Annotated in this window: 9 protein-coding genes; 1 reads left to right on the top strand and 8 read right to left on the bottom strand. The window is 56.6% G+C overall.

The window, feature by feature from the left end; all coding sequences use genetic code 11:
- Positions 1-49 precede the first annotated feature (49 nt).
- Positions 50-2,758: a WecB/TagA/CpsF family glycosyltransferase gene (locus ACLQ7E_RS10455; RefSeq protein WP_411732510.1), complete on the top strand. Its 2,709-nt coding sequence runs from the start codon at positions 50-52 to the stop codon at positions 2,756-2,758.
- Between the two features lie 62 nt (positions 2,759-2,820).
- Here the strand turns inward: ACLQ7E_RS10455 and ACLQ7E_RS10460 are convergent, their stop codons facing one another.
- From ACLQ7E_RS10460 to ACLQ7E_RS10495, 8 genes are all read right to left on the bottom strand, one after another.
- Entirely contained in the window at positions 2,821-3,483 is a 663-nt protein-coding gene (locus ACLQ7E_RS10460; protein ID WP_411732511.1) for a hypothetical protein, read from the bottom strand.
- Positions 3,484-3,545: 62 nt separating this feature from the next.
- Positions 3,546-4,895: an O-antigen ligase family protein gene (locus ACLQ7E_RS10465; RefSeq protein WP_411732512.1), complete on the bottom strand. Its 1,350-nt coding sequence runs from the start codon at positions 4,893-4,895 to the stop codon at positions 3,546-3,548.
- Positions 4,896-4,906: 11 nt separating this feature from the next.
- On the bottom strand, positions 4,907-5,713 hold the full coding sequence (locus ACLQ7E_RS10470; RefSeq protein WP_411732513.1) for a hypothetical protein: 807 nt from the start codon (positions 5,711-5,713) through the stop codon (positions 4,907-4,909).
- A 97-nt stretch (positions 5,714-5,810) separates the two neighbouring features.
- Positions 5,811-6,680: a glycosyltransferase gene (locus ACLQ7E_RS10475; RefSeq protein WP_411732514.1), complete on the bottom strand. Its 870-nt coding sequence runs from the start codon at positions 6,678-6,680 to the stop codon at positions 5,811-5,813.
- Positions 6,677-7,999, bottom strand: coding sequence for a hypothetical protein (locus tag ACLQ7E_RS10480; protein WP_411732515.1), 1,323 nt, complete (start codon positions 7,997-7,999; stop codon positions 6,677-6,679). Before ACLQ7E_RS10480 ends, ACLQ7E_RS10475 begins: the two co-directional genes overlap by 4 nt.
- On the bottom strand, positions 7,996-9,255 hold the full coding sequence (locus ACLQ7E_RS10485) for a glycosyltransferase family 1 protein (RefSeq protein WP_411732516.1): 1,260 nt from the start codon (positions 9,253-9,255) through the stop codon (positions 7,996-7,998). Before ACLQ7E_RS10485 ends, ACLQ7E_RS10480 begins: the two co-directional genes overlap by 4 nt.
- 88 nt (positions 9,256-9,343) lie before the next feature.
- Positions 9,344-10,429 carry a glycosyltransferase family 2 protein gene (locus ACLQ7E_RS10490; protein WP_411732517.1) on the bottom strand — a complete coding sequence of 362 codons (1,086 nt, stop codon included), beginning with the start codon at positions 10,427-10,429 and terminating at the stop codon, positions 9,344-9,346.
- Positions 10,426-11,937 carry a lipopolysaccharide biosynthesis protein gene (locus tag ACLQ7E_RS10495; RefSeq protein ID WP_411732518.1) on the bottom strand — a complete coding sequence of 504 codons (1,512 nt, stop codon included), beginning with the start codon at positions 11,935-11,937 and terminating at the stop codon, positions 10,426-10,428. The genes ACLQ7E_RS10490 and ACLQ7E_RS10495 overlap by 4 nt, the downstream gene beginning before the upstream one ends.
- Positions 11,938-12,083 lie beyond the last annotated feature (146 nt).

Genomic DNA, 12,083 nt, shown 5'->3' on the forward strand with positions numbered 1-12,083 from the left:
ACAGCCCCGCGTCCCAAAGCTGAACGCCCGCACCTCAAAAAGGAAGAACATGTCACTTGAACATCAACGCGTCGATCTGGCTGGCATCGTCGTCGACCTGCTCCAGCGGCAAGACGCGGTGGCGAGAATCATTGACCATTCCGCGCCCGGATATTCGTCCGGCCAAGACCGCCTGAGACCGTTGTCCGTTGTATCGGCGAACCTCGACCACATCGTGCAGTTCGGTGCCGGCGGACGGTGGCACGGGGTGCTCGGGGATTCCCTGCGCCCCACCCTGCCACTGCGGTCCATGCAGGCCGACGAATCCATGGAAGACCGTACGCACACCATGGAGTGGCTGACCTTGCTGGACGGGGCACCTCTGGTTGCACAATCCAACCGGCTCACGGGAGGCAGCTGGCCGCGCCTGGCGGGAAGCGACCTGATCGGGCCGATACTGGACGAGGCGGAACGGACCGGGCTTTCGGTGGGATTCCTTGGGGGGTCCATCGAGATCCAGGACGAACTGTCGCACTCGTTGACCCAGCACCGTCCCTTGCTACACGTCAGTGGGTTCTGGTCACCGGCTCGATCGGAGCTGGAAGATCACGAAACATCCGTCGCGCTGGCCGATTCGATTCACCGGACCGAAACCGACATCCTGGTCGTGGGTTTGGGGAAGCCCCGCCAGGAATTGTGGATGGCAGCCTATGGGGCGCTCACCGGGGCGCGGACACTGCTCGCCTTCGGTGCGGTGGTCGATTTCCTGGCCGGTGCGGTCAAACGTGCACCGGCCTGGATCACCGACAGGGGGTTGGAGTGGGCATGGAGGCTTGGGGCGGAACCGAAGCGGATGGCACGACGCTATTTGATCAACGACCCACCCGGCCTGCTGAAGATCCGTCGTGACAGCAGCGTGGTGTACGCCGACGAACCTGTGAGCGGCCAGGTCCATATGGCATCTGAGCACTCCAGGGCCCAGTCGCAGCAAGCCAGTTTTGTTGGGCGGCATGAAAGTGCCGATGCGAGTGTCCTGGTGGTCACCTACAACAACGAAGACACGATTGATGAGCTGATAGCCAGCCTCCGCCATGAGGCACACTCGTTGGCCCTGCGCGTGGTGGTGGCCGACAACGGTTCCGCGGACGGAACGATGCAACGGCTTGCAGCCCATTCCGATGTCATCTCAGTTCCCACGGAATCGAACCTGGGCTATGCCGGGGGGATCAATGCCATTCGGTCTCTTGCCGGGGACTGCTCGGCCGTGTTGATCCTGAACCCCGACTTAACCGTTGGGCCCGGTGCCATCGCGGCAATGCTGGATCGGCTCAGCCTCTCTGATGCCGGCATTGTGGTTCCGCGCCTGTTGCAGGGAGATGGCACCACTTATCCTTCCCTGAGACGCGAACCTACGCTCGGTGGGGCGTTGGGCGATGCGCTATTGGGCGAAAGGTTTCCACAACGTCCCGGCTGGGCCTCGGAGATTGATTTCGATCCGGAGTGCTACGCGCACCCGCACCAGGTGGATTGGGCCACCGGTGCGGCGCTGTTGATAGATGCCGAACTCGAGGGGCGGCTAGGCGCCTGGGACGAGCAGTTCTTCCTGTATTCGGAGGAGACTGACTATTTCCGGCGCGCCAGGGAGTCTGGCGCAACCATCTGGTACGAGCCCGAGGCCGTCATGACGCACCACATGGGAGGCTCCGGTTCCTCGGTCGCGCTCAACGCGCTCATGGCCGTCAACCGCGTCCGCTACATCCGCAAGCACCGATCGGCCCGCTACGCGTCCGCTTTCCAGTCAGTGGTGGCCCTGCACGAGGCGCTGCGCGCCGCGAAGCCCAGCCATCGAGGAATCTTCGGCGTGGTAGCCAATGAACAACACTGGCATGGGCTCCCCCGTGGAACGCAGAAGCCCGGATGGGAAACCGAGTTCCCCCCGGGAGTCGTCATCGTACCGGCCCACAACGAGTCCTCGGTGATCGCCCGGACCCTGGAACCGTTGGCCGAGTTGGCCGCCAGTGGTGCCATCGAGGTGATTGTCGCGTGCAACGGCTGCACCGATGAGACCGCCAAGATCGCCCGGGGCTTTCCGGGTGTCAAAGTCATTGAGTCCGATATACCGTCGAAGGTCGCCGCCCTGAATCTGGCCGACAGCAAAACGATGATTTTCCCGCGGCTGTATCTGGACGCCGACATCTCCATCACCCCGTCTGCGCTTCGCATGACCTTCGATTACCTGGCGCGTCCCGAAGCCTTGTCCGCACGGCCTGCGTTCGAATACGACGCCAGTGGTGCCTCATGGCCGGTCCGCGCGTTTTACCGCGCACGCCGGCGTCTACCTGCAACCAACCAGGCGCTGTGGGGAGCCGGCGCATACGGCATGAGCGAATCAGGGCGTCAGCGCTTCGCTTCGTTTCCCGAACTCACAGCCGACGACTTGTATGTCGACGGGCTGTTCACGCCGGAAGAGAAGAAGATCCTGCCAACCGTTCCAGTCCGGGTGTCGACTCCCCGAACCGTCGCTTCGCTAATGGCCGTGTTGTGCAGAAACTACCGCGGCCAGGGTGAACTGCGCGCCACTGCGGCCGGCTTGCCAGGCAACGATGCAACGAGCACGGTGCGTACGCTTAGGCAACTTATTGCCTCGATCTCCGGTCCATTCTCTTTCGTTGACGCAGGCGTCTATGGCGCCCTTGTCATCAGCGGACGTTTGCGCGCCCACAAAGTGAAGGGGCTTCCGTCTATGCGCTGGGAACGGGACGACTCGAGCCGTTCGTAGCCCTTGTATCACCCGCCGGACCCAGTTCAGCCATTCGCGGTCCGGTCAAGGAACGCAATGGTTCAGTTCCTGCCGGCGGACTCGGCTTGTTGTCTTGGGCGGATTTTCTCGGCGTCCGCGGCCCAATGTTCGCGGCGCTTGCGAGAAACCGTGGTGAGTACAGAATCGCCAATGTGCGCGGCACCCACGCTCAACCCCACGATCAGCGCTGCGACAGCCATTTCGGCGCGGTTGTTGCGTATCCAGGCGTAGCCCACGGCGGGTTCCTCGGGCGACGTCTCTGTTGTGATCCTGGATTCCGGCCAAATACCCATCTCTTGCTGGAGTTTCGTAGACAGCTCGCGCAGCTTGTCGATTGTTTCGCGCATCTTCGAGAGAACTACTTCTTCGGACTCACCGACAATTTCGATGCGTAGCTCTGCCTTATTGAAGTTTGTCTGCCATTGTCCGCCTTGATCGGGAAGGTAAACAGCCGAACCGTGCTTCACTCCGGTGGCGTAAAGAGGCGCACTCGTCGGACGGGGCACGTCGTAAATATGGGCTCCCTGGTTGAAATGGCGCTCAACGACTGCTGCGAAGTAGATGGTACTGCCCGGATCCGCGCGCAGGGAGTTCCCGCCACCTTCTACCGACGATGAAGGAGCCAAGAACAGAAACGATACGGTCGAGTGATAGACCCCTGTTGCATTGTGTACTGCAAGAAGCGCGGGCATCAGCACGATCATGGTCGCTGCGATCAGATACCAGCGACGGATAAGAACGCTCTGATGCCTCTTCAGCCGTTCCTTTAGCCCCCAGTCTGCCCTCTTCCTTGCCACAATGTCACCACCTTTTGAAGTGGCCCGGGAGCGGGCGCGGCCAAGGATGCATAGGCACCCGCGATTCCAATCATGAGAAAAATGAGGCTACCGGCTTGGGGAAACGACAAACTGTCAAAAAAGGCAGACAAGAGCGCGCCTGCGACTAATGCCGCGAAAATGGCCATACCGAGTCCGCGGACAACGACGTCGGAAAATTCCACACGGCTCCTCAGGACCCCATACATCGTCACAAGCAAGAGAACCAGGAAACTCACTAGCCCAAGAATTCCCGTTTCAATCACCAACAAAAGATATTGGTTGTCGAATATATGGTAGGCCGGAAGAAATGTCCCCAGCCCGCGACCGAAGAATGGTGAAACGGCTAGGAATTCGGATGCTGCATCGTAGCTTCCCGTTCTGGAACTGACGCTGGTATCAGATCCAGAGAACAGACCAAGGATCGTTCCAGCCATGCCTGGGACGGCAACGTACATAGTGGCAAACCCGAAAACCAGCATTATGCCGATGCCATGGCGAAACGCACGTGGCCATGAAGGGATGAGAATGACAAAGACTGCGGCAGCACCAATGAGGGCCGATCGACTTACCGAGAGCGTCGAGCAAATGGTTATTACCACCACGGGAAACCAACGCACAAGGCCCGCGGTTCTTCTGTCAAAGACAGCAAGTGTGAGGCACAGTGGCAAAAGCATGGACAGCACAGTTGCATACTCCAGAGGGTGCATTGCGGTTGCAACTGCCCTTACGAAGCCCCCGCGTTCGTCGACACCGGCACCACCGACGCTCGAAAGCCCAGGGATGCTAATGAGGTTGATAACGCTAATTCCAGTAAAGAATTGAAAAAGACCAAGGCTGGCATAGAGCGCCCCGACGGCGCTCAGGAAGCGTACAAAACTCATGAGTCGTTGGATATTCGGGATCCCGTCGCTGGCAACGAGGACGAGTCCGACCATCGCGACGATCTTGATGGCACCCATATCCGCCATGTTGGATTCGGACGCCGGAAGGGCAGTGACATTGGCCGCGGCATAGCTCGCAATCATGGCAGCGAGAAAACAATAGAGCATAGCCCTAAGCATCCGGGCTCGAATTGTTCGCATGGGCGCCGTGTATCGGATTCGGTGCCACACCCACCAGAGCAAGGCTCCCAGGGCATATAGGATCGCGGGGGAACCTGCGGCGCCAAGTGCCAGGATCCGCTGATCAGATGGGATCACGTACTGGACTATGACGAATCCTTTTAGGACTGTAACTGCATCCCAGGACGTCGGAGTTTTCACTTTCAACGATTTGCCGAGGCCTACCGGATTGTCCATTGATGCGATCCTCAGGATTCAATCAACGTACTTTGTGTGACACGTGCCGGGACAGAATCATCGCTTTCCGATTCAGCGTCAGCAGTCGTAGATTCTTCGACCCCAGCTCCAGCAGCGGAAGCGGCGTGTGCCGGCTCCGGTCTGTTTGTGGATTCTTGGTTGCTGTCGATTCGGTGGTTCTCGACCGCAGCTCGGGCTTTTTTCTTGGCGAGTTTCTTTTTCTTGTGCCGAGTTAGGATTTTATCTATTAGTCCAGTTGCCAAAATTGTCATGGCCAATCCGCCTGCAGCACCCGCGATCATCATCCGCTGCTGAGTCTTGGTCACTTCCTCGGCCTCGCGATTCTGCACAATTGTCATCACCGTGATGCGGGCGCCCTTGGGTACTCCCAGCGCGTCCTGGATTTCGATCAGATTCGGCGGAACCTTCTTAAGCACCTCATTGACGATGGACAAGGCCGTTTTATCAGCAGGCGCCTCGCTCTCAATCAGAATGATCGGTCCGGTTGTGGCAGCATCCTTGGTCAACGTGTAGCTAAGATTCGGATCCTTCTGCAGAATGGGTTCCGACACCTCCGCCGAGTTCATTTTGACGACCATGACGCTCAAAGCCTGATCCAGCGCCCCCATGTAGAGGTAGGGGTTCTCCCCCTCGATAACTGCAGTTTGCGGCGGAACCAAGACCAGGCTGGCAGTTGCTTGGTAACTGACTGGAACCACTTGATAAATGCCAAACACGCCGGCAACCGTGACTAATACACCGAAGAGAACGAAATACCAGCGACGCAATAAGGCGAAACCTAAATCTTGGAGAAACATCTATTCAACCACCATTTGTAGCGGTAAATGTCTTTCCCAAAGTTTTCGTAAATGTGATTTCTTGTCCATGTTGCCTAACCCCCAGTGTCAGCGGACCCTATTTTCCTGTTTTGCCTTGCTGTAGCAGAACTTTCATTCTGTCCAATGCCGGCTTGCCGCCGACGAGCATCGTCGCTTTCTTGACACCAGCTCGCGTCGCCTCATAGACGAATCGCCGTGGTGCATCCCAAAGCCGATCTAGTGCAGTGTCGTACCAGTTCGGGTCATTCACGTCCCCAATCAGTTGTCCGAAGTTCGGGATGAAACTACCAGCCGGAACTCTCCGCCCATGCACCCTGTTACTCACATTTCGTTCATGAATTACTTGGAGCCACGCTGGGCCATCCGCCACTTCGGTTGTAGACATATGATCCGCCAACCTGTTATGCCAGTCAACCCAACACGTTACGGCGTTCTCCCAGTTTTCCAGGACGGAGCAAAAGGCATTCTCGCGGTCAAGGTGCCGATACAAGGTGTTTCCATTCTTGATGAGTCCCTGGGTGAGGTAGATTGCCTGCCGTTCCCGGTGGACTCGCACAGACTGCAGTCGTTCAACAAAATCTCGGGATAGGCCGTCATCATTGTCGAGATTTGTCGTTAGGAGGTGCTGTCGTTTGGCCCCGGTAACCGAGCGGAGGTCATGCAGCAAATTGTCGCGGGATACCTCTTCACGGTAAATCGCAGAAAAGACAGGATCCCGACTCCAACGTTTGATCCTTTCACGCAACCAGGCAGGAGATTCGGGATCAAAATAAATGATCCACTCAAAATCCTTGGACGATTGCATGCGTACCGATGGCAGACAATATTGCTCGAAAAGCATTACTCGATCGATGAGCCACCCGTCTTGTGAACGAATGAAACTTTCTGGACCTTTCGACGGTAGATTGAAGCGCGTCAAAATCACATGGTCGTGAGCTGTCTTCATAGCAGTACCTTGTAGACGTGGTAGGAATACTCGTGCTCGAACGTATCGGTAAAGGTGCCATCGATATTCGGCTCTATCGTGCGGTTCTCATCAATCACTTCGACGGTTTTCCCGCGCAGCTGCTCCGGAACAGCAAATATGCGCTCTCCTGTCTGGTGGGAATCGTCAAGCATGGAAAATACGTATGCGGCATCTCCCTTGACCTTGAGCATGGTGTCGAGACCTGAACCGAACTCAAAAGCGTAGGACTGGGAGTTCAATACCGGCGCCAAGGAATGGATCAACAAGTTGATCTCACCGGCCGCTTCGACCTGTTCCTTGCCGCAGTAGTTGTCCACCACTTGGCTCTGCCGGACCACCGCACCCGCGAGACAGTCGCCGCTGAGAGACTGGTTAAAATACACGATTCCGCGAGCCTCGTGTATCAACGAATTCATGACAGCGCCCTTTAGCTGTCCGGGTGATATTTCCTCAATGTAGTCCGCATCCTGGCCCGGGCCGCCGTTGAGGATTTCGACGAATTGCCAAAGGCGTTGCAGGTCACCGTCGACCGCATCTCTTTCGCGCAATGCTTGAATCGTCTTTCCATAGCTGCTTGATGTTCGACAGTTGGATTCGCTCAGCGTGAAGAGGTAGGCATGTTGCAACGGAAGTTGGCTGCAGAATGGCACCGTATACCAATACATGTCGATCGAAACCACATCCGAATAGTCATTCACATACGTTTCAATGTCCTTGGCCTTCATATATTGCGCCATTACTATCTGCGTGTAATTGGTGTATCTGAACCGCCCGCTACCTTCTGATAGATCTGACGCTTCACGCATCATGCGTTGCCCAGTGGCAACATCAAATCTTCCGTCAATTTCATCGCCAAGGAAGTCTCCGACCCAATTTATGCTTTCATCGGTAAATGAATCGTTCAATGGCCCCCCAATCCAGAAGGCCTCATTGTCGGCGAACAACTCATATGGGGTACTCGGGTCCAGTCCGATATACGTGTTGAATCCAAGTTTCTTGTCGTACTGGACTTCTTCGTTGGTCATGATCGCGTTAAACCACAAAGTGATGGGGAAAAAAGATTCATCTGACCAACCCGCATCACGTGCCTTATCGAAGGCGTTCCAGTATTCGCCACCGCCCTCCCAAGGAATCATTGGAAGATTCAGCGGGCCACCGAGGCTGGGTGCTTCGGTCTTGCGTGTTGCCTCATCAGTAAAATTCGCCGTGCACGAGCTAAGCAACATCGCTGCAACAGTAAACAGCACCCAGTACGAACGAAGCCTGTTCTTTGCGGGATTCTTGCCTCGATACCTCATGACAACTCCCTCACGCGGGAACTCTTATTTTGATTCATTCCACAACAAGCGATCGCAATTTCGTTCACGATCTGTTGTTCAGTGACCTGCCAGCTTTGGGGCACATTTAGCGCTGCTTCCAGCGCCCGACCCTCAATGTCATGATGACTAACGACGTTGGCCAAGGCCTCGGCCAAACCCGTGGGAGTGGCCGGCGCCCAAACCGCAAACGACGCATCCTGACGTGCGGTCTTTGATTCGTTGAGGACGGGAATATTTCCTGCGGCCAGCAACTCGCTTGCCACTAGGGAAATGTTCGTGAACGACATCGCAATGCTGCCGATAGTTCGGTTGTAGAGATCGTTAAGGGCTTCGGGCCGCAGGCTCCCATGGTTGGTGACGGGAATGGTCCATCCCTGCACGCGATCGCCATATAAGTGGATCTCCTGTTCCGGGCACAACACATGGAAGTGTTCCAGGGCGGCTTTTGCGAGCAGGTATCCTCTTCGGTCCGAATCTTGGCGGGCATAATATACGACCCCCGACCGCGGTCGCCCTTGCTTCGGGGCAGGCAAGATGCGGTAGATGCTTCGGTCGCATCCAAAGGGCAGCACTGCGTCCGCGGCCAGATCGCAGTGCGCGCCTAGTTCCGAGGCCACCATGTCTCCGAGTGCAAGGGTATGGAACCCCAACCGATAGCTGTCTTCGGCCAGTTGGTAGAGGTAGCCCCGTGGATAAAAGTAGGGCTCGAAATCCTGGACGAAGTAGAACCGTCTCACGGTACTTGGAGCGCGCGACGCAATTACATGAGCCGTTGGCCAGGAACTGGCCACCAAGGCATCGAACCGTCCGTCAATGTCCGCGCTGCTGACAATCTTGGCCGTCAACCAAGGCCACCCCCGGCGCAAGACTTCGTGATGCCTCGCTACGGCGTCATCATCACGGTCGTACAGCACGATGCTGCAGTCGTGTCCGGCGTCCTGGGCCGCCTGGATCATCCGGAACAGCGTGGTGTGTCCCCCGGACCCAACACTCGGCGGGACGCAGACCCACCCAATGCGGAGCTTTTCTTTGGCCACCTGCGGAGGATGCGCGTATGAATAATGCACAAGGTCGACTACATCATCGTGGCGCAACGGGAAATCAAGCTCCGCGAGATTCAACCGAGAATCTACGATTCGGAACACCTTTCGTGCGATGCGGCGTTTGGTGCCTTCAACACCAAAATGGCGGAGGCCGCGGATTAGTTGTTCGGCGTGTTGCGTTGGATTGGACATTTGTTCCCCCTCGATTTGGTTATTATTTCTTCAATAGAAATAGGCTTCTTCTGGCGGTTCCATAAAGCTCCGATCAGCATCTTGGCTCTCAATAGACCCCATAGCTGGCCCAATGCCTCTTCCGATATTCACGAGTCAGCCGACGGTAAGCACGTCTGAGGAAGGCGCTCGCTTTCCCTACGAGCGACGAACGGGGGTTCCGCGCATGCGATACCAGGCGTTCAATTTGGGCATTCTGTGTCTCGCTGGGCCCGATCCGCCGCACCATCGCCACCCATGCGTCAAACCGTTTTTGGTCGGGTATGCCCAGTTGTAGTTCCACGCGTGCAGATCTAATTCCCTCTTCGATCAGCGCCAGGCGAGCCAGGGCACGCAAGGATGAGAATCGGCGATCCCGCAGCTCACGATTCTCGAACAACGTTTCAAAGGCCAACCACCGTTGCTCAAAGTCCGTGGTGACATTGACTTTGCGGGCTGACAAGCTCCCGGCGTGGTCACGATGCCAGGCCTGGTCCGCGCCACGTATGTAGGCAACGTGGGACACCGACGCAATGCGCATCCACATCTCCATGTCGTGGGTATGCGCCAGGTTTCGTTGGCCTCCCACTTGCCTCACAACGGACATCCGCATGAGCACCTCGGGCGAGGTTATGACATTTAGCCCAGTCCGGCAACGATCTTCCAGCCACTGCAATCCATCCCAATGCGCCCACCCCTTTACCTCTCGCCTGGCCCTGGGCAGAGTATCGCCGGTAAAGTGAATCGGATGCCCATAAACAAGTCCAATATCGGGGTCCGATTGGGCGACGTCCACGGAGCGTCGGAGCGAACCCGGCGTCAACAGGTCGTCTGCGTCAAGTCGAACCAGGAATTCACCCGTCACAAATTCCAATCCCCGATTGAAAGTCTCCACGGGCCCACGATTGGTCTTGTTGTCTAAGACGATTAGTTGAGTGTATTGATTAGCGAGTTCGTTCGCCACATTCAAACTATCGTCCGTAGATGCATCATCTACAACTATTATTTGCGTTTGAATTCCTTCCTGTGTGGCCACGCTGTGCACGGCAGCCGGCAGATACTTTGCGTAGTTGTAGCACGGGATGACAACGCTGACTTTTGCAATCGGTCCTGCTGTCCCCGGTACCCTGAATCGGCCTCGTTTTCCCTGATTCATTTGTCTTCCCCCGCTTCGCTACGGCTAGCTACCGCTGTCTCCCTCGTGACGACGACAGGGACGGCAGACACAACGTCGGCGTCATTCTCCGAATAATTCATCAGTTCTCGGACCCTGGTCCTAAACCACCGAAAAATGATCCCCGCATACACAACGGATCCGGCCAACCCGCCGAGAACAAGTTTGGTGAAATTCGTGTCGACGGCAAGCGTGATGAAATACGCCGCGCAAACAGCGGGGACGGCGGCCAGAACCGGTATAAGAATGTATCGAAGCACCAGTTTGATATCGGCCTGACTCCGATAAAGGACAATGATGTAAGCGGGGAGGACCACACAAATCGAAACGATCAAATGCGCCAGTCCGGCTCCCGGTGCACCACTTTGGCGCACAAGAAATGCGATGGCGGGCAACAGCCCAATAAGCCATACTGCCTGCACCGTCAGGACACGCTTGGAATGGCCCGTGGCCAGCAAGTAGGACACAAAGAGATCGAAAATCATGCGAAGCGCGCCAAAGACTCCGAGAAACACCAGGATTCTCGCCGATGGCACCCACCGATCCCCGTAAACAAGCCTGATCACTGGTTCCGACAGGGTGGACAACATGAAACCCGCAAATAGGGCTATCGCCCACACCGGTCCCAGGGCGAGGGCGAGGCTTCGGTCCCTTTGACCACCCACGACTCGCGCGAATGCGGGTAGCGCAATGGATCGTACGACCTGACCGAGCATGCTCATTGGCCAATTCGAAATATTGAACGCCAGATAATAGAAGCCGAGACTGACAGGTCCCGCCATGCTGGAAATTGCGATGTTGTCGACGTTGAGCAACATCCAAGAGAGCATATTTGCGCCGGCCACCGGCAGCCCGAAGGAAATGACCTCGGGAGCAAGTGCGCGGGTGAAGCCAAATTTTGGTTTCACCCCGGCAAGAATGAATTGTGCAATGAGCGTTGCAAACTGGGCAGCCAGTCGAGCGATCGCCAGGGACATCACGCCCCAACCCAATAGCACCAGAACAACCGTTAGAGTGTTGACAACAAAAAAATCTAGAAGACTTATCCCAAACAACCGCTTTTGCTGAAAATCACGCTGCAACTTCGCGTAAGGCACTACGCCCAGTCCAGCCAAGAGTAGTGAACCCGACATGAGAGCAATAACGGGTCCCGCTTCCGGGCTTCCCAATAGATTTGCCGTTGCCTGCGAGCTGGACCACATGAGGATAAACAGCAATGTGCCCATGATCAGTCCCAATGTGGCAACGGTGGGGCTCTTGGCAACGTGGTTCTTGGAACGGATCAGATCCGTGCTCAGGCCAAAGTCTGCCAAAGTCATCAGAACCGCTTGCACCGTTAGGGCGATTGCAAATACCCCGAATTCCTCGGGTGCCAGAATGCGGGCAAGGAAAATTCCCATGGCAAAAGTGCCGACTCGTAGCACCACCGCGTTCAGTGAGCTCCAGACAAGTCCCCGGCGAATTCCCGACCTCAGATCAACTTGATGCATGGCTGGCTCCAAACGGGGCTTGGGACCGCGGAATCAAACTGAACCCTGCTTGCGCAGACAAAGCTGCGCCCCGGTCTGCATCAACACGGCAACGGCTTTCCGGGTCGTGGGATTGATTCGTGGACCATATTTGGGCTCGCATGCCG

Source organism: Paeniglutamicibacter sp. (assembly GCF_046714615.1).
Taxonomy (GTDB): Bacteria; Actinomycetota; Actinomycetes; order Actinomycetales; family Micrococcaceae; genus Paeniglutamicibacter.